Source organism: Spiroplasma endosymbiont of Dactylopius coccus, assembly GCF_977110965.1.
The window spans coordinates 1,265,656-1,284,923 of sequence record NZ_OZ373019.1 but is presented as its reverse complement, the minus strand read 5'-3'; the positions used below and the strand labels follow the sequence as shown (position 1 = coordinate 1,284,923).

The window sequence follows — 19,268 nt, the reverse complement described above, 5'->3', positions numbered from 1 at the left end:
AATGATAACTAATGAATAAAGAAAAATTGATTGAATATTACAACAATGAAATTCAGACATATAAAGAAAGAATGGAACAATTAAATAAAGAAATATCTTTATTGGTAACTATTATAAGTAATTCAAAATCAATGATTGAAAGAATTAATAATGGTCAATTTGATGAATAATTAAAAATAAATAATTGAAAGGAAAGAATTGAAAATGAAAGAATTTTTACATGAATTAATTATTATTGGAACAAGTGTAGGAACATTAATTTGCAGAGAATTAATTGTTTGATTTAAAAGATTTATTACAACTCCAAAACATATTAGAAGAAATAATAAAGTAATGAAACATCAAAAAAAATTAGCAAAACTTAATGAAAAAATTAATGGTAAAGAAAATAAATAATAAAGGTGTGATTTAAATGTTAGAAAATGAAACTAATATTGAACAAAATACGGAACCTTTAACTGAAGATAATAATTTACAACAAGAAACTAAAATTGTTGAATTAGAAAATAAGTTAAATCAACTTAATCAAGAAATTAAAGAAAAAGAAATGATTAATATATTTAAAAAATATCAAGTTAAAACTGAATTTTATGATTTTTTAAAATTTAAAACTAATAATTTAGAAAATTCAAAAATTGAAGAAACTATTAAAAAAATGATTAAAGAACAACCAGTATTTAAGAACCTGTTTAGGATCTTTTTTAACTTATTTTTGATTAAATTAATATCATAAATGTTATTTTATAGTTGAAAAATAAATTTTTAATCGATAAGTTGTCAAATGATAAAATCTTTTTAACAAAAAAATGACAAAGAAAATAAAATGTTAATTAACTGTCAGGTTAGAAATAATTATTCCCTTTTTTAGTTTAATTATGTTTAAAAGATTCCAAACAGGTTCTTAGACAAAAAACAAGATAAATTAATTGCTGGTGAAAATATTAAGATTGATAAAGAAACTAATACTATTAGTGCTACTGGTGGTAGTGGTGAATCATTATGATTAATAGACCCTAATTCGCCTAATATTATTCAACCTAAAGAAAAAAGAATTATTACTTCAAATAATACTAGAATTGTTTATATAGCAGACCCTACACAACCACAAGATGCTGTTAATTTAAGAACATTAAATAAAAATATCCCAGATTTAACTGATTATTATAAAAAAGAAGAAGTAGATAAAGAATTAGAAGATAAAATAGATAAAACACAATTTCAATATGCTTTTGTTCTCAATACTTTTGGTACTGAAATTGCTAATTTAGAAACTAGTGATAAAACTATTGCTGGTGCTATTAATGAATTAATTAAAAAAATAAAAGATTTAAAAATTGGTAAATGAAAAGATGTAGCCTTTAATATTAGTACTACTGGTATAAAAAATCAAGAAATTAGATATGATTGTAAAGAAAATAAATTATATCGTATATGATTTAATTTAAATCCAAGACAACAAAAAATAATATTACCAGATATTTATACATTTACTGATTTTGTTTATTCGTTAGGTTCTGGTATTCCACAAACTGTAACAGTATATAGTACTTATATAAAAGAGGGTGGAAGATTACAATTATTATGTTCAAGAAATGAAAATATTGATGTTTTTAAATGAGAAGACATGAATATTAGTGGTGGTAATTTATGAAAATTACAAGAATTGCAGGAATAATATTATGTTTTTTAAAATAATAAAAATTATTTTAGGTTTAATAGGAGTTTTATTATCTTCTGCTGTTGCTGGTTTAATTATATTTATTATAGTAAAAATTGTATTAAAAATTAATCAAATATTTTAAAAAAAGGTGGTGAATATTATGTTAGGTAGATTTTTAAGAAGAGATAAAAGCACTAATAATGAAGAAAAAACTAAATTAACTTTTTTAAAAGGTAAAAGTACACATGCTTCTATTTTAAGTTATTTTGGTTTTAATGATTTTAATCATGAAACATATTTTACTGATTTTGTAGCAGAAAATAATGCTAATTTATATAATGCTCCACTAGATATTAACAATGAAACTATTAAGCAGTATTTAATTCAACAAGAATTTTATAGAAAAAATTGAAATTCTATTTTTAAATTAAGTAAATTGGGAATTAGTGGTTATTTAATTTTTATTGCAAATGATGACTTATATTTTCAAGTAGTTGATATACAACAAAGAGTTTATGATATTACTGGTAAATTAATTCAATGTACTATTTTTTATGATAGTTATCAACAAAATGCACAAACTGTAAGATTATTTGAAGTTTATACATTAAATAATGAACAAGTAACTATTAATCGTGCAATTTATAGTGTTAATGATAGTAAAAAACAATTTCCACTAGATTTTAAATCATTCATTAATAACCCTAATTTAGCACAAGAACAAACACTAAATATTAACTATATACCAATAGCAATTATGAGAAATAAAGCAAATGAATTAGCAGATTGTAATAAAGTAATGGATAAAATTAAAGCATTAGATGTTATTTATGAACAAATTGTTTTAGTGGAATGGCAACACTTTTTAGGACTATTTTTTGGTAGACACTTGTTCTTGATATTTGATAGGAGTTAAGTAGTTTAAAGTGCTGTGGATTCTTATGTTGTTGTATCAATTGATATAATCAAATAATTCTAATTTTAATTGGATTAATGATGTAAAATTTTTATCATTAATAAATTCAGTTTTGAAAGTTTTAAAAGTTGCTTCAGCAACAGCATTATCATAAGGACAACCTTTTTTGCTTAAAGATCGAGTAATATTGAATGCTAATAAAAGATTATTAATAATTTTATTGTTAAATTCATTACCTCGATCACTATGAAATATTTGGATATCTTTTAAACAGCGATTTGATTGCATAAATGCTTGATATACTAGTAATGCATCTTTTTTAACTCCAACACTATGTCCAATAATTTCTCGGTTAAATAGGTCTATTAATAGGCAAATATAGTTTCATTTACCATTAACTTGAACGTAAGTTAAATCACTAACAATAACTTCATTTTTAACCCTATTATTAAAGTTTCTATTAACAAGATTGGTTATTTGACTATTATTGACTTTATTATGATGATTTTTGAATGATAATTTAGTGTATTTTGATATTAAATTATGCTTATTCATAATTTCTTTAATTTTTCTGCGTGATAAATAAATTTCTTGGTTTTCTAAAATTTTTTTTAATCTTCTAGTACCATAAACTTCTTTATTTTCTTTAAAAGCACTAATAACAGCTTCATCATACATATTATTTTTGATTTTATTTTCTTTTTTCTTTAAGTTAAAATAATATGTTGATTTAGATATTTTCAAAAAACGACACATTGTGCGAATTTTATATTTAACTTTATTTTTGACAATAATTTTTATTTTCTGCCTATTATTAGTGCTGCTTGCTTTAAAATATCATTTTCCATTCTTAATTGTTTTAATTCTTTTCTTAATTTAATTAATTCATTTTCTTCAACAGAACGATTATCTTTAGTTTTAAAACTACCTGAATTAGTAAATTGCTTAATTCAATTATAAGTAGCTGCTCTTGTAACATTGTACTCTTTAGCAAGACAAGACACTGACTTACCGCTTTGATATAAAGCTACTATTTGTTTTTTAAATTCATCTGAATATGAGTTAATATTGGCCATAATTATACTTCCTTTCTTTTCACTAATTTGTTCACTTGTCTACGTAATTAGTGTCCAATAAAGTGTAACCCATCCAATCTTTAATGGAAGATGCAGTAAGAACTTTGGTTACTAAAAACTATATATTTAAAAGTGGTGGAGATAATAATGAACAAAACGAAAATATCAATATGACAAGTAGTAATTTTAAAGGTAAAAATTTAACTGATATATACGACTGAAATGTTAATGAAATATTTAAACGTTGTGGTATTCATATACCAAGTCAAAAGAAGTCAGCACAACAATCAGTTCCCGAAAGTACAGCTGTAAATATTTCAACTATTAATTATATTGAACAAAAATTATGACAATTTAATATTGATATTCTTAAATTTATTCAAATATTAGTACGTTTAGATAAAGATTTATTAAATAGTAAAACATTTAATATTAATGATGAACAAGAAATTAATAATTTAACAGTTAAACTACAATTATTTAATCCCGAAAATAACCAATTAATAGGAGAGAACAATGGAAAACAACAACAAACCACAAACGAAGTTTCCACAGAAACAAACTAAACTTAATCAAGCAGAAGTAGAAAATGATTATTTAATTGATAATATTCCTTATGATTTTACAAATATGATGGGTGCTACTAGTGACCCAGATATTAATAGAGCATATGATGAATTTAAAAAAAGAACAATTTATATTTATGAAATTGAACGTTTATTTAAAAATAATGAAAATAATAGTTTAAAATTTTCAGCAAACACTATTAAAATAGGTTTTATTGATATTGATAAAGTATTAAAAACTACTGCTGTTGAAACATCAGATTTTACTATGCAATTAAATCAAAGAGCAAGTACAAATATTAATGATAATACTATTGAATATAGTATGACTGATATTAAAAACTTAATTTTTCAAGAAATAAATTTATTAAATCAATTTAAGTTATATGCAGTATCTATTAATGAACCATTGACTGAAACTAATATTGATAATTTATATATCATTAATAACTATTCTCAGCCTTATCAAAATCCAAAAACAAGAAGTACTAAAAGTATTACTATTATTAAAATTAAAGACTTTAAAACAAGAGATGGCTATCCAATTATTATTAAATTACAAAAACCATTAGATAAAGATATCAAAGTAACTGGTTTAAAAATTAAAGCACCTAGAAGCATGATTTTTGGCAATATAAAGGTACTTGGTGAAGTTGACAATATGGAAGTATACCCTAAGTTATTTGTCAAAGATAAGATAGCATTTCCGCTATTATCAATGCCTATTGAAACTCAACCAAAAGTTAGAATATTAGAACAATGATTTAGTGAACAAATTTTACCTTGAAATTTAGCAAAACAATTTATAGGACAAGAAAAATCAGTTTTAGATTTAATTGCTATTGGTGGTGGAAGTGAAACAAGAAAAGAAATTATTAATAATGCAAGAGTAACTAATGCTAAAATTGGTTATGATGTTACTAAAAATTCAAAAGTATGACCATTATCTGATGAATTAGAATTAAAAGATAAAAAATTAGAGTCATGATTTTTAGTAGGTAACTATAATTTATTTATTTCTACAACTAATAAATTTCATGATGTTGAACTAGAAATAAAAGATAGACCACCAATTGATAGTTTACAAAAAGTATTATTAGATATGCTAACTTATACATATAGTTATAATAGAAACTTTGATGGTGCACAGTATACTAATGGTAATCCTTCCAATAAAATAGCAGAATTAAGACAAAAATTCGAAGGACAAAAACCAGAAGATGTAATTACTAATTTATTGAAACAATGAAAATTAGATTATCCTAATTACATAAATTTACCACAAATAAAAATATTTAAACAAATAGTTATTATGTTATCAAATAATATTTATTCAATTATGTCAATTAATAAAGGTTTAAATGATGATAACAAAATTTTATTACCTTATTACTTTGAATTAAAATCAAATCCTATTCATACTGGTACTGGTGAAATTTGAAATTTTAAAGACGCAAAAGTATTATTAAAATCTGCATACTTTGATTTTACAGATATTAATAATGTTAAATTAAAAAATAATGATATCAGTCAAAACGAATTGTTTAAACTAGATGATAACCAATTTAATTGATTATCTATTACAAATGAATTAGAAAGTAATAACATTCCGTCATTAATTCCAGCGGATTGGACTCTTGGTAATGGTGAATATGGAAAATACTTTACAAGAGCGCTTATTAAAAATAATAAGATTGAAATCGCATTAAACTTATATGGTTCAAATAAATTTCAATTATTTTCTAAATTAGAATTTTATAAAGAAATATCAAAAATTGATAATAATAATGAATTTGAATTACAAATTGAAAACCCGATTAATAACTTAAATCGGATTGAAATTAGTGGAATATTTGGTGCTGGTAATTATGATTTAATTTTAGTAACTGATAAACAAGAAATAATTTTAAAAAATATTAATTTATTTGATAAATATAACGAAAATATTACCTATATTAACTTAGAAATTTAATTATTAAAGTAATTTGGTGTATAAGTACCATCCCATTTTATGTCTTCTTTATTAGTAGGTTTTCAAGCAAAATACAAGTATGTTTTGTCAGGACTTATTGCTTTATTTCATCATATAATACTGCTTCCATGTATTGCTTGTCCATCTGGTGTTAAATAATAATCTAATTTTTTACTTTCATGGGTAAGCACCCCCCATGATTAATCCTATTGTTCCAGTTGTTGCACCAGTTAGTGCTAATGCTAATGTTATTTTACTTAAATTTGTTTTTATTCATGTTTTCATATTAAATTACTCCTTATTTTTTATTAAATTTTTAAAAAAAATGATTTATATTCATTTGTTGAATTTTTATTTTGTAAATCAATAGAATTTATTTCATTTTTAAAATAATCAAAAGCATCAATTCCTATCTCAAAATTATTTGTTGCTTCTTCATATGTTGGTAATGATTTTTTATCTTGTTTTAATATTTCTTCATATGTTGGTGGATTATCAATAATTGTTTTATTTCTAAAATTTTGATTTGTATTTAAAAATAAATAGTGATAACTGGTACATCCCATTTTTTTATCTCCTTTTTTCCTTGATTTTACTTATAAATTGTACTATTTTTGATTATTTTTACAAGTATGCTTTTAAATGCAAAATAACGCCTAAATAAATGGTGTTTATTTTATGAGACCTATACTATTAATTATATTGAAATTGTTTATTATATGTTAAATATGAAAGTTGTTTTTTAAATAATTTTTATTTAATTTTAAATTACACTTATATATTTATATAATAAACAAGTAAATTAATATTTTAAAAATATTTACAATAAATTTAGATTTTTAAAAAATAGTTAGGAGAATAATATGGATTTTAATTATAAATGAAATTTTAGAGAACAATATGCCAAAATTGATAAACTAGTTTTAGAACATATAACAAATAAATTAGAAAAATGAGATTGAAGAATATTTAAAACAAGAGATAAAAAGAAATATAAAATTGTTGATTATCAATATCGAACAAGAAAAACATTATATGGAATGGTAACTTATAAAAGAAGAATTTATGAATATTTTAATGAAGAATTACAAAAATGAGTTCGTGTTTGTTTAGTTGATGAATGACTAAAATTACCTAAATATAAAAGAATTGGTGAAGATGTTGAACAAACTATTATTGAATATTTTGCTGATGGAAAAAGATATCATGATATTTGTGCTATTTGTAAAAAAGCAGGTATTAGTGTTAGTACTGTTCATAGAATTTTTAAAAATTTAGAAGTAATTGAAGCAAATCCAGAAAAAGTAAAATTAGAAAAAAATCAACCTATTTTTGTAGCAATTGATGATGGTCATCGAAAATTTTGAAATTTTAAACGTAAAGGTATAAAACACTCTATGCGATTAATAGTAACATATACAGATAATATTAATCACAAAGTACAAAATAAAAGAGTAAAGGCAATTATAAGACCAACAAGAACAGTAATTGGAGTTAAAAAGACTGCTGAATTTGTTAAAGAGCATTGTCAAAAATTTTATGAAAATATTGAACAAGCAAAAATTATTATTTGTGGTGATAGTGCAGGATGAATTAAAGAAGTTGCCTGATTATTTAGGTGCACAGTTTGTTTTAGATAAATTTCATTTAATTAGAACATTATATCTTGGAATAATGGCGGGAAATAAAGGAAAATATTTAAAAGAATATAATCACTGTAAAAATTTAATTAATAATGGTCAATATGATGAATTAATTAACTATTTATATAAAGAATTAGATAATCATAAAAAATTAAAAAAACAGTATTTTAAAAATAATAAACAAGGTATTGAAAATCAAGGTGCAAAGTGAAATATAGGTTGCTTTACTGAAACTAATATTTGACATGTTTTAAAAGAAATGCTTGGTAATAGAACATATAATATTAGTATTTACATTAAAATGGTTATTTTTAAATGTAATAAAATAAATTTAGAAACATAATTTAATGAATGTAATAATTACTTATTATTTCACAATTTGCAATAGCATCTCAAAAATTATTATTTTTTATTTTTCTTTTTAAACCAATAATTAAGAATGTTAATGACAAAATTATAGAGACAAAAATCGGAACTACAATTGTAGAAAAAATAACTGCAATTTTTAACCATAATAAAGGATAACTATAATAATTATCAATAATATATTCATTTCCAAAATCTTTAAAAGAAATATTATTATTGGTTAATATGTAATATCAACTATATTTACTTCACAAAGTAAAACCATTATATTCATATATTAAACGTTTTGTATTTTTAAATAAATAATTATTTTTAACAGTTACTACTTCTTTTCCGTGAAATAAACCAAGTAATAATAGTCCATTAATTATAATTAAAATAGTTAAAATAAATAGTGATACAGTTATTAACTGTAATTTTTTCAGTGTTTTAATTTTCATCTTTAAATTCTCCTTAAATATTACTTCATAAGTTTAACACTTACTAAACTTAATTATAAGTATTTTAGTTGTATTATCTTTTAAAAAATAGTAAGATGAATGTACAATTTCATAAAAATCCAAATTATTTCTTGTCTAAAAAATAATAAGACTATATGAATTAATTTATTCCGGATTTTTGACAATCTCCCGTTTTTATTTCATGATCTGTTAAAATTGATATTTTTATTGAAGGTATTATTGAAATCATTGTTGTACTAGATTCTACTTGTAAAGTCTTAAAAAATGAAATATTACTATTAATGATATCTTCTTCTTGTAAAAGAGGTTTAACAATCAATGAATAATTATTAGGCATGTGCTTTTCCTTTCCAAATAAAAACCCATTTACTTTAAAATAAAGTAAATAGGTCAAAAACTTATATTTATATTTTAATATTTTTCTCTATCTATTAAGTGAATCTTACACTATTTTAAGAATATTATTATAAATATTATTTATAAGCAATTTTAATTTTAATGTTCATCAATAACAACAATTATTTTTTGACTAACATTGTTAATTTTAATAAAATCATTAATTTTTTGTGAATTAACTCGTTTGGCATTACGCAATGCTCAACCAATAGAACGTATTAGATAAAAATTTGTTGTTAATAACAATGGCTTAATTAATGCAAATAGTAAATTAAAATCAGTATTTTCTTTAAACATTAATTGTGATTGAATTGCTATTCTTTGAATTCAAAAATTACTATCATTTATTAACTTAAATAAATATTGATCTCTAACACTAATATTATTGTTGCTAAATATAAGAACACCAATAATATTATCAAAATAATCAGTAATATCTCATCAAATATTATGTTTAATTATCGATAAAAGCCAATCTAAGTCATTAAAACTTAAGTTTTTCTTTCATCAAAGATTTAAAAATTCCATTGCTGTATATTGAAATTCACGATTTTTTTGTAAATATAATGTTTCAAATAACTGTTTTTTATTTACTAACGATAAATTTTTATTTCATTTATTTAAAAATAATTTTACTAATGGTTTTCGTTTACTAGTTAAAATTCCATAAAATTCAAAATTATTGATTAAAAATTTTTCTTGTTTAATTTTAGTATTGATATTAGCATTATTAATAAAAATTGTCGTTAATATTTTTATTTCTTCATTAAATTTTTCCATATATACCTTTCTATCTATATAAAATATTTTATCTTAAAAATATTGAAGGGAAAGTACTCATTAAAATAATCATTATTATTGCTAAACAACTAAATATGCATAATCTAAGAACCTGTTTGGAATCTTTTAAACATAATTAAACTAAAAAAGGGAATAATTATTTCTAACCTGACAGTTAATTAACATTTTATTTTCTTTGTCATTTTTTTGTTAAAAAGATTTTATCATTTGACAACTTATCGATTAAAAATTTATTTTTCAACTATAAAATAACATTTATGATATTAATTTAATCAAAAATAAGTTAAAAAAGATCCTAAACAGGTTCTAAGAATATGACGAAAATGTTTTTTATTTAAATAATTAATTGTTTGATTTAAATACATTAAATTTCATTTATTAATTGGCAATTGATAATAATCAAAAATAGCGATTAAAATTGCATGTCGTTTAAATGATTTACATTTTTTATAGTATTTAATATGGAATGAAATTTCATTTCAATGCTTAAAACTAAAAATATTATTAAGATCCATTAGTTCCGAAACAATTTCTTCAGGTGTAAAATCAGCATTTGCTGCATAAAAAGATTTGAATTGTTTATTTTGTTTAATTCAATATTTAATCTCATAAATAATCATAAATAATGCAATTACTAATACCATTACCACCGTTAAATCTTTAAATATATTTACCGCATACAATAATTTTCGAAGTTCAAAACTAATTTTTTGATCAGTTTTATCAATAACAGTTAATAATATTGAAAGAATTATTGAAAATATTGATAAAAACAATGCTAATATATCCATAATTCTAATTTTTTGTGTACATTTTAATTTAATATATTTAAATAAATCTTTAATAACAATATTAACATCAATTGTTAATGTTAAATTTTGTATATTTGTTTGTATTTCTTCATACCTAGCTTCTTCTAACTTTTCTTCTTCATCATCAAAAAACATAGTTTTCCTTCCATCCTATATTATAATTTTAACATTATCCGTAACTAAAAATAAAAAAATGAACAACTCAAAAAGTTGCTCATTTTTTTATTTTAGTAATAGTTTATTTTGGAGTTCAAGTTTTTAATAAATCATTTTTAATATTACCTACTTGTGGCCCATAAATTACCTGAATAGCTGTACCTTTTTTAAAGATACCAACTGCACCAGTTGATTTTAAAATATTATCATCAACTTTAGTTTCATCAAAAACTGTAACACGCAATCTTGTAGCACAATTGTCTAATAATTTAACATTACTTCGTCCACCAAGACCTTTAAAAATATTTTCTAACATATCATTATTTTTATCTTTATTAGTATCAGGTGTTGATGTTTGTTTCTTTGTCATTTCTGCTTGTAAAGTTTTATGAATAGACTCTGCACCATCAAGATAAGTAATTTCAACTTTATTGGCAATTACTTTAATATTTTTAGTTCCACTTAATCTTAATAAAGCTTTTGAATAAATATTTGCATCTTTTAAAGTTGCAACTAATACTTTATCTTTAGCGTTAACATCAATAATATTTAATGCTCCACCAAGTCCAAGTAATAAATTTTCTACTTTTGTTCTACCTTTTTTTGAAGACTTATCTAAAGAACTTTCAACATTTTGTAAAGCTAAGTTGGTTGCTAATTCTCCTTCTTCACGACCTAAAGTTTTGTAATTTCTTCACTTAATAATGTAATAGAACCCAAAGAAATAAGCAGGTGCCATAATTAATCCAGTAGCAAATACTCAATAGAAGCTTGTTTCTTTACCAAGAATACTTGGTAATATTCCAAAGAAAGAAAAGTCAATAAATCCAGCAGCAAAACCTTGACCAACAACTATATTTAATAAATACGCCATCATAAAACTAATTCCTGCCATAAATGCATGGAAAACAAAACATAATGGTGCTACAAATAAGAACGAAAACAACAATGGTTCTGTAACTCCTGTTAAGAAAGAAGTTAGAGCAGCAGATCCTAAAATACCACCAACCATTTTTTTATTTTCTGGTCGTGCTAACATTCACATAGCAAGCGCTGCAAATGGATAACCATATTGCATATATGCAAATCGCCCACTCATAAACATTGTTCCTGGTGTTTGATTCATGTGTCCTACTGCATTAGAAGCAAATTGTCCAAAGAAAATATTGTACGCTCCTACAAATGTCTCAGATCCATTAGTTCACGTACCACCAATTCCAGTATATCAGAAAGGTGCATAATTAACGTGATGCAATCCTGTTGGTATTAATAAACGTTCAGTAATTCCAAAAAACATTGCAATAAACGCTCCACCAACTGTTGGATGAAAATTATCACCAGTTAACTGTCCATCGGTAAGTTGACCTGTATTCATACCAGCTGCTAAGCCATTACCAATTTCTCTAAAAGCAATTAATAACATTGGTCAAATAAAGAAAAAAGCTAATCCCATTCCTATTCCAACAAAAACAGCTAAAATTGGCACAAAACGTTCACCACCAAAAAAAACTAATACTCTTGGCATACGAATATTGTATGAATGATTATGAACAACTGATACTAATCAACCAACAAGAATGCCACCTAAAACTGAAGTATCAAACGTAGGAAATAATCCTAAGACAGAAGAAAATAAACCAGAAGATTTACCACTTTCTGGAGTAATCTTTGCACCTTCACCTAAACCTCATGGATCAAATCCCAACATTCCTGTTTTAGGATTTCAAAAAAACATGCCACTAATAACTGAAGTCATAACAATAAAAGTAATAAATCCAGAAAGAGCAGCTACACCTTTACTATCTTTTGCAAAACCAAAAGCAATAGAAATAGCAAAAATCAATCCTAAATTAGCAAAAACAACGTTTCCGGCTGATTGCATAATTGAAAAAATATTAATAATACCAACAAGACTATCATGATTAGGTAATTGCTTTAAAGCACTAGCACCACCACCACCAATTCCTAACAATAAGCCAGCTATTGGTAATGTAGCTATTGGTAAAACAATGGCTCTTGATAAGTTTTGCATTTTGCCAAACATTTTGCCACCTAATTTATTGAAAGTTCCTTTAAAAGTAAAACTAGGATTTTTCTTATCCTCAGGAGTTGTTTGTTTACTATGAAAAAAATTACTCATTTTCTCACCTCCATTCTATATTGTTCTATACAGATGAGAATTTTATTCTATACAGATAAAAATATTATATATATATATAATAGTAAAAACAACAATAAAATAAATAAAAACGATTTTTTTACTACTATAATTGTAATTTCGGAGAAATTTTATAATATATATAGGTATTATCAATAACTACTATAAATTTTAATAATATATTGTAATTAAAAAAATAGTAAGTATTTTAAAACACTTACTATTTTTATTTTTTTAATTTTAAGTATTAATTTAAATTAAACCAAATATCTAAACCAATAAATTTAATAATTAACGTACCAATACAATAAGTAAAAACTAAAGTTGTTAACATATATAAAATTCATGATTCTTTTATTCTTTTATGATCAAGAAATTTATTAAAAGGAATTGCTTTTACAGCAAATCCGCTAGCAATAAAACTAAAAAGATAAATACTTATTTCAATTATTCATTTTATTAAATGTGAATCATGCATATTTATTAACCTCCACTAACCCTTTTAATACGCTCATCAAATACCTTTGTTTCTTGCTCTTTTAAAATTGATGTATATTCAACTTTATTACTAATAATACGAACCATATGTAAATCAGTTACCAAAAGTCCACCAGAAATCGTTAAATTACGAATTTTTTCTTTAATTTTAAATGACATTTTCGATATTTGAATATTAGCAATCAAAGGTGTATGCCATTCAAGAATACCAACATATCCTTCAGTTGTTTTAACATTAACTCACTGTACTTCTCCATCGAAAAAAATACCATCAGGAGTAATAATTTTAAGATTTAATGCCATACTATCACCTTCAATTATCTCAATTTCTTTGCCTTTTCAATTGCTTGTTCAATAGTTCCTACATATAAAAACGCTTGCTCTGGTAAATCATCACATTCACCATCTAAAATTTGTTTAAAACTATTAACAGTTTGACTAATCGGAATATAAATACCATTTAAACCCGAAAATTTTTCAGCAACATGAAATGGTTGTGAACAAAAATTACGAATTCTTCTTGCTCTAGCTACTATTTTTTTATCTTCTTCACTCAACTCATCCATTCCTAAAATACCAATGATTGGTTCTAATTCAGAAAAACGTTGAATTGTTTCAATAACTCTTTGCGCAACATCATAATGCTCTTGACCAACAATAGCAGGATCTAACATTCTTGATGAAGATTGTAAAGGATGAACAGCAGGATAAAGCCCTAAAGCAGCAATATTACGATCTAAAACAATTTTGGCATCCAAGTGAGTAAATGTTGTCGCAGGAGCTGGATCAGTTAAATCATCAGCTGGTACATATACTGCTTGTACAGATGTAATAGAACCACGTGTTGTTGATACAATACGTTCTTGTAAAGCACCCATTTCTGTCGATAATGTTGGTTGGTACCCTACTGCTGAAGGCATTCTTCCTAATAAAGCTGATACTTCACTACCAGCTTGTGTAAAACGAAATATATTATCAATAAATAATAATACATCTTGTTGTTTTTCATCACGGAAGTATTCAGCAATTGTTAAACCAGTTAATGCAACACGCATTCTAGCACCTGGTGGTTCTGACATTTGACCAAACACTAAAGCAGTTTTACTAATAACACCTGACTCTTGCATTTCATAATATAAATCATTACCCTCACGTGTTCTTTCGCCAACTCCTGAAAAGACAGAAATACCACCATGTTCTTTAGCTATGTTATTAATTAATTCTTGAATTAAAACTGTTTTACCAACTCCAGCTCCACCGAATAAACCAATTTTTCCACCTTTAGCATAAGGTGCTAATAAATCAATGACTTTAATTCCTGTTTCTAAAATTTCAGATTTTGATTGTAATTCATCAAAACTAGGAGGTGTACGATGAATAGGATATTTTAATTTAGTTTTAAGTTCTTTACCATCATCAATGACTTCACCCAATACATTAAAAAGTCTACCCAAAACTTCTTCACCAACAGGAACACTAATTGGTATTCCTAAATCAACTGCTTCAAGACCACGTAGTAATCCTTCAGTTGGACCCATTGAAATACAACGAACACTATCATCACCAATATGTTTTGCAACTTCAACAATTAATTTTTGACCATTATTATCAATACTAATAGCATTATTTAAATTAGGTAAACTATTATCATTAAAACGAATATCAATAACTGGACCTGAAATTTGAACAATTTTTCCAATATTTCGTTTAGTTGGTAATTGTTTACTAGTTTTAACACTTTCTTTGCTATTAACTACTTTTTTAGTCACTTTTGCTTTTACTTTAGCAATAACTTTAGTGTTATCTTTTTTTAAAGAGTTTTTATCACTAACATTTTTTTCTTTAATTGTTATAGATTTTTTACTAGTTGCATTTTTCATTTTAGTTTACTCCTTTATTATGATGATTGGGCATCAGCGCCACCAATAATTTCTGAAATTTCTTGGGTAATAGCACCTTGACGGGCACGATTATAACTTACTAATAATTTATCTTTCATTTCTTTGGCATTATTTGAAGCATTTTCCATTGCTAATCTTCGTAATGCTTGCTCTGACACTTGTGATTCTACTAATGCACCATAAACAATGGCACCAACATATAAAGGAATAGCACTATTAATAACAGTATTAGCGTCTGGTTCAAAATCAGTTTGAATTAAATTACTTTCTTGATTAGTTTTAATAGAAACAATTGGTAATAAATCAATAATTGTTGGAATTGTTGTTACCGTATTTACATATTTTGTATATGCAATTTTAATAGCATCAGTTTCTTTATTATTAAACTTAGAAAGTAACAACAAAGATATCTCTTGCGAATCATTATATGATGATTGAATGTTAATTTCAGTATAAGATTGCATAATTTTACAATGATGATTAGTAAAGTATGAAACTCCTTTACTACCAATAACAACTATTTCATCTTGTGGTTGATATTGTTCTAGTACTAATTTATTTAAATTATTATTAAAACCACCACATAATCCTAAATTAGAATTAAAAACGACTCATATTGCTTTATTAATAACTTGATCTTTTGTTTTTAAATAAATTGAATTACTTAATTTAGGTATTAATTGATTGAATGCATCATAAACTTCAGAATAATAAGGTTTAATCATCTCAATTCTTTTACCTACTTTTTTTAATTTAGCTGTTGATACTAGTTGCATTGCTTTAGTAATTTTATAACTAGTATTAACAGATTTAATTTTTTGTCTAATTTGTTCCATGCTTTGAGCCATGATATTTCACCTTACCTTCCTAATACATTATTTGAATGTTTTAATTAATGTTTCCCATTCTTCAAGACTACCATATATTTTAGGATTATAGTCATTTAGCTTATTGGTCAAATTATAAACAACCTGCATAATGCCTTGACTAATGCTCACTTGTAACTCTTCACTAAACGCTTGATCTTGCTGTAATTTTAAATAACTTTTTCGTTGTTGTTTTTGAAAATAAGTTATTACTTCCTTTTTAAAAGAATCCATCATTTCTACTGGTAATCATTTAATTACCTTATTTTTAATTGCTAATAAAATAATTGCTTGATCAATTTGATTTAATGGCTCATTTTGTTTTTGTTTTAAAATTTCAATGGCACGTTTACCATGTTCAATAACAGCTCTAATGTTTTCATCTAAATCAGAACCAAATTGTGAAAAAGCTTGTAATTCACGAAATTGTGCTAATTCTAATTTTAATGTTCCACCTGCTTGTTTTATTGCTTTAATTTGTGCTGATGAACCTACCCGTGAAACCGATAAACCTACATCAACTGCTGGACGAATTCCGGCATTAAATAATTCTGACATTAAAAAAATTTGACCATCAGTAATTGAAATAACATTAGTAGGAATATATGCAGAAATATCACCGGCTTGTGTTTCAATAATAGGTAAGGCAGTAATACTCCCACCACCATGTTTTTCATTTAATTTAGCTGCACGCTCTAATAAACGTGAATGAAGATAAAAAACATCTCCTGGATAAGCTTCTCTTCCTGGTGGTCGTCTTAATAATAAGGAAATAGCACGATAGGCCACTGCATGTTTACTCAAATCATCATAAACAATTAAGACATCTTTACCTTCTTCCATTCATTCTTCGGCAATAGTTACTCCTGTATAAGGAGCAATATATTGCAAAGGAGCAACTTCACTAGCAGTAGCAGCAACAATAGTTGTATACTCCATTGCCCCTAGTTGTGTTAATTTATCAACAATTTGAGCAACAGTTGAAGCTTTTTGACCAATAGCAACATAAACACAAAAGACATTTTTACCCTTTTGATTAATAATAGTATCAATAGCAATCGTTGTTTTTCCAGTTTGACGATCACCAATTATTAACTCTCGTTGACCTTTGCCAATCGGAATCATTGCATCAATTGATAATAATCCTGTTGCTAAAGGTTCTGATACAGATTTTCTAGTCATCACACCCAGCGCTATTCTTTCAATCGGTCTAGTTTTCGTAGTTTTAATTGGACCTTTACCATCAATCTTTTGCCCTAGTGCATTAACAACTCTTCCTAAAAGCATATTACCAACTGGTGTTTCAACAACATTACCTGTTCTACTAACAATATCTCCTTCTTTGATACCTGTGTCATCCCCCATTAAAGTAACACCAACAGCAGTTTCTTCTAAACTCAAAACCATACCATAAATATTACTTTTAGGAAAAAATACTAATTCACCATTAACAGCCTTATCTAAACCATGAATTAGCGCAATTCCATCACCGACAGTAACAACAATACCTTCCTCATTAGCACTAATTTTTTTACCATAATTTTTAATTTGGCTTTTTATAATTTCTGAAATTTGATTAACGTTTAAGGACATTTGTTTTACCTCTATTCATGACTTAATAATTCTTGTTTTAATTGATCAATTTGACCTTTAACGGAACCATCAAAAACTTGATTCCGTACTTTAACTTTAATACCACCAATTAATGATTTATCAATCTTGTTAACGACTTTAATCTTATGTTTAATGACTTTCTCAATTTTCAATTTTATTTGATTTATTTGTTGGTTTGAAAGTTCTATTACTGAATAAATAATGCCATAGTTTACATCTTGATATTCATTACATAATTTGCGAAATTCTTTTAAAATGAAACGAACACACCGGAAATGATGTTCATCAATCAACAAAAAGAAAAAATTTAACATATATGGCTCAATATGATTTTTAAAAGTTTCACTAATAATTTGTTTACGTGTTTCAATAGTTATATTACTACTACTAGTAATATCAATAAATTCTGGATAAGTAGTAAAAATATCAATTAATTTATTACTTTCTTCAGCAAATTGAGTAATTTTTTTTATTTCTCTTGCTAATTGAAAAAGACCATTACTTCATTGATTAGCTAATCCTTCATCTATCATTTAACTTCACCACTATTCCAAATTCTTAATAAAATCAGTAATTAATTGTTCATGTTTTTTAGCATTCATTTCAGCACCAATAATTTTTTTAGCTGCTTCTAATGCTACTACTTTGATTTCTTCGTTAATCTTTGCTTCTGCCTCTTTACGAGCACGAACTAAATCACGATTTGATTGATTAGTAATACGCATACTCTCTTCTTGCGCTTTATCAATAATTTGTTTACGCTTATTGTAACCATCATTTTGTGCATTAGCAATAATTTCCTGAGCTTCAATTTTAGCAGCTTTTAATATTTGACTAGCTTCACCACGATCTTGATTAGCTAATGATTGCTTGCAAGCAGCATCATCAAGTTTTTCTTTAATTACTAAATGTCGCGAATGTAAAGCCTTACGAAACGGAGCATAAACTCATCTTCAAAGTACCATTAATAAAATTAATGTTGCAAAAATATGATCAATAAAAACAGGAAGATTGGGAAATAATTGATTAACAATATCATCACCTGATACTAAATCATTGAAATTAAAATTCATAAAATCACCTACTTTTTAATATTTTTTAATACCTTATGCTACAAATATTAAAATTAGAGAAACAACTAATCCATAAATAGCACCTGATTCGGCAATAGCTGCACCAATAACAAATTGTGTTCTAATTTTAGATTCTACTTCAGGATTACGAGCAACCGCTTCAACAGCTTTACCGGCAGCAAAACCTTGACCAATTCCACTTCCTGCACAAGAAATAGTTGAAATTCCAGCTCCAACAAACTTTAAACTCACTAAAGAATTAGGATCGGTTGCTAAATGATTTAAAAAATGAAAGACATGTGTCATTACTGTTGTTAATAGTTCCATAATAAA

At 25.0% G+C, this 19,268-nt stretch carries 25 protein-coding genes; 9 read left to right on the top strand and 16 right to left on the bottom strand.

Translation table 4 applies throughout. The features are described from left to right. Window positions 1-11: 11 nt before the first annotated feature. The 5 genes from ACXUB0_RS08115 to ACXUB0_RS08095 all read left to right on the top strand — a co-directional run bounded on the left by ACXUB0_RS08115 (window position 12) and on the right by ACXUB0_RS08095 (window position 2,576). Window positions 12-170, top strand: a complete 159-nt coding sequence (locus tag ACXUB0_RS08115) for a hypothetical protein (protein WP_338957552.1) — start codon at window positions 12-14, stop codon at window positions 168-170. A 34-nt stretch (window positions 171-204) separates the two neighbouring features. Beyond that, entirely contained in the window at window positions 205-396 is a 192-nt protein-coding gene (locus ACXUB0_RS08110; RefSeq protein ID WP_338957816.1) for a hypothetical protein, read from the top strand. A 16-nt stretch (window positions 397-412) separates the two neighbouring features. Then, window positions 413-733: a hypothetical protein gene (locus ACXUB0_RS08105; protein WP_458258353.1), complete on the top strand. Its 321-nt coding sequence runs from the start codon at window positions 413-415 to the stop codon at window positions 731-733. Window positions 734-1,679: 946 nt separating this feature from the next. Continuing rightward, a complete protein-coding gene (locus ACXUB0_RS08100; protein ID WP_255495889.1) occupies window positions 1,680-1,802 on the top strand; it encodes a hypothetical protein in 123 nt (40 codons plus the stop codon). 18 nt (window positions 1,803-1,820) lie between these two features. Beyond that, window positions 1,821-2,576, top strand: a complete 756-nt coding sequence (locus ACXUB0_RS08095) for a hypothetical protein (RefSeq protein WP_458258352.1) — start codon at window positions 1,821-1,823, stop codon at window positions 2,574-2,576. On the opposite strand, the gene ACXUB0_RS08090 is transcribed toward ACXUB0_RS08095, so the two are convergent. Beyond that, a protein-coding gene (locus ACXUB0_RS08090; RefSeq protein ID WP_458258119.1) for an IS3 family transposase occupies window positions 2,532-3,652 on the bottom strand; the annotation gives its coding sequence in 2 pieces (ribosomal slippage) (window positions 2,532-3,376 and window positions 3,376-3,652; 1,122 coding nt in all). The genes ACXUB0_RS08095 and ACXUB0_RS08090 overlap by 45 nt on opposite strands. An 83-nt stretch (window positions 3,653-3,735) precedes the next feature. Between ACXUB0_RS08090 and ACXUB0_RS08085 the strand changes: the two genes are divergently transcribed. Then, complete coding sequence (locus tag ACXUB0_RS08085; RefSeq protein ID WP_458258351.1) at window positions 3,736-4,218, top strand: hypothetical protein; 483 nt, start codon at window positions 3,736-3,738, stop codon at window positions 4,216-4,218. Further along, window positions 4,169-6,190: a hypothetical protein gene (locus ACXUB0_RS08080; protein WP_458258350.1), complete on the top strand. Its 2,022-nt coding sequence runs from the start codon at window positions 4,169-4,171 to the stop codon at window positions 6,188-6,190. The genes ACXUB0_RS08085 and ACXUB0_RS08080 overlap by 50 nt, the downstream gene beginning before the upstream one ends. Here ACXUB0_RS08080 and ACXUB0_RS08075 read toward each other — a convergent pair. Together ACXUB0_RS08075 and ACXUB0_RS08070 are read right to left on the bottom strand one after the other, a co-directional pair. Continuing rightward, the gene (locus ACXUB0_RS08075) at window positions 6,187-6,381 is read right to left on the bottom strand and encodes a hypothetical protein (RefSeq protein ID WP_458258349.1); all 195 of its coding nucleotides are present in this window, start codon (window positions 6,379-6,381) and stop codon (window positions 6,187-6,189) included. The genes ACXUB0_RS08080 and ACXUB0_RS08075 overlap by 4 nt on opposite strands. Before the next feature lie 117 nt (window positions 6,382-6,498). Further along, on the bottom strand, window positions 6,499-6,756 hold the full coding sequence (locus tag ACXUB0_RS08070) for a hypothetical protein (RefSeq protein ID WP_458258348.1): 258 nt from the start codon (window positions 6,754-6,756) through the stop codon (window positions 6,499-6,501). A 297-nt stretch (window positions 6,757-7,053) separates the two neighbouring features. Here ACXUB0_RS08070 and ACXUB0_RS08065 point away from each other — a divergent pair, with 297 nt between their 5' ends. Continuing rightward, complete coding sequence (locus tag ACXUB0_RS08065; RefSeq protein ID WP_458258347.1) at window positions 7,054-7,830, top strand: Mbov_0401 family ICE element transposase-like protein; 777 nt, start codon at window positions 7,054-7,056, stop codon at window positions 7,828-7,830. After that, window positions 7,793-8,176, top strand: coding sequence for a hypothetical protein (locus ACXUB0_RS08060; RefSeq protein WP_458258346.1), 384 nt, complete (start codon window positions 7,793-7,795; stop codon window positions 8,174-8,176). The genes ACXUB0_RS08065 and ACXUB0_RS08060 overlap by 38 nt, the downstream gene beginning before the upstream one ends. Before the next feature lies 1 nt (window position 8,177). On the opposite strand, the gene ACXUB0_RS08055 is transcribed toward ACXUB0_RS08060, so the two are convergent. From ACXUB0_RS08055 to atpE, 13 genes are all read right to left on the bottom strand, one after another. Beyond that, on the bottom strand, window positions 8,178-8,639 hold the full coding sequence (locus tag ACXUB0_RS08055; RefSeq protein WP_458258345.1) for a hypothetical protein: 462 nt from the start codon (window positions 8,637-8,639) through the stop codon (window positions 8,178-8,180). Window positions 8,640-8,799: 160 nt separating this feature from the next. After that, the gene (locus ACXUB0_RS08050; RefSeq protein WP_458258344.1) at window positions 8,800-8,997 is read right to left on the bottom strand and encodes a hypothetical protein; all 198 of its coding nucleotides are present in this window, start codon (window positions 8,995-8,997) and stop codon (window positions 8,800-8,802) included. 158 nt (window positions 8,998-9,155) lie between these two features. Then, window positions 9,156-9,836: a DNA alkylation repair protein gene (locus tag ACXUB0_RS08045; protein WP_458258343.1), complete on the bottom strand. Its 681-nt coding sequence runs from the start codon at window positions 9,834-9,836 to the stop codon at window positions 9,156-9,158. A gap of 284 nt (window positions 9,837-10,120) precedes the next feature. Then, entirely contained in the window at window positions 10,121-10,804 is a 684-nt protein-coding gene (locus tag ACXUB0_RS08040) for a hypothetical protein (protein WP_458258342.1), read from the bottom strand. 103 nt (window positions 10,805-10,907) lie between these two features. After that, entirely contained in the window at window positions 10,908-12,965 is a 2,058-nt protein-coding gene (locus ACXUB0_RS08035; RefSeq protein WP_458258341.1) for a PTS transporter subunit EIIC, read from the bottom strand. 265 nt (window positions 12,966-13,230) lie between these two features. Then, window positions 13,231-13,461, bottom strand: coding sequence for a hypothetical protein (locus ACXUB0_RS08030; RefSeq protein WP_174480957.1), 231 nt, complete (start codon window positions 13,459-13,461; stop codon window positions 13,231-13,233). A gap of 5 nt (window positions 13,462-13,466) precedes the next feature. Beyond that, a complete protein-coding gene (locus ACXUB0_RS08025; RefSeq protein WP_458258340.1) occupies window positions 13,467-13,784 on the bottom strand; it encodes a F0F1 ATP synthase subunit epsilon in 318 nt (105 codons plus the stop codon). 14 nt (window positions 13,785-13,798) lie between these two features. After that, window positions 13,799-15,361: a F0F1 ATP synthase subunit beta gene (gene atpD, locus ACXUB0_RS08020; RefSeq protein WP_252319366.1), complete on the bottom strand. Its 1,563-nt coding sequence runs from the start codon at window positions 15,359-15,361 to the stop codon at window positions 13,799-13,801. Between the two features lie 17 nt (window positions 15,362-15,378). Continuing rightward, on the bottom strand, window positions 15,379-16,230 hold the full coding sequence (atpG, locus tag ACXUB0_RS08015; RefSeq protein WP_458258339.1) for an ATP synthase F1 subunit gamma: 852 nt from the start codon (window positions 16,228-16,230) through the stop codon (window positions 15,379-15,381). A gap of 27 nt (window positions 16,231-16,257) precedes the next feature. Beyond that, entirely contained in the window at window positions 16,258-17,841 is a 1,584-nt protein-coding gene (atpA, locus tag ACXUB0_RS08010) for a F0F1 ATP synthase subunit alpha (protein ID WP_458258338.1), read from the bottom strand. An 11-nt stretch (window positions 17,842-17,852) separates the two neighbouring features. Then, a complete protein-coding gene (locus ACXUB0_RS08005) occupies window positions 17,853-18,395 on the bottom strand; it encodes a F0F1 ATP synthase subunit delta (RefSeq protein ID WP_458258337.1) in 543 nt (180 codons plus the stop codon). Window positions 18,396-18,407: 12 nt separating this feature from the next. Next, entirely contained in the window at window positions 18,408-18,935 is a 528-nt protein-coding gene (atpF, locus tag ACXUB0_RS08000) for a F0F1 ATP synthase subunit B (protein ID WP_458258336.1), read from the bottom strand. A gap of 33 nt (window positions 18,936-18,968) precedes the next feature. Then, entirely contained in the window at window positions 18,969-19,262 is a 294-nt protein-coding gene (atpE, locus tag ACXUB0_RS07995; RefSeq protein ID WP_458258335.1) for an ATP synthase F0 subunit C, read from the bottom strand. Between the last annotated feature and the right edge of the window lie 6 nt (window positions 19,263-19,268).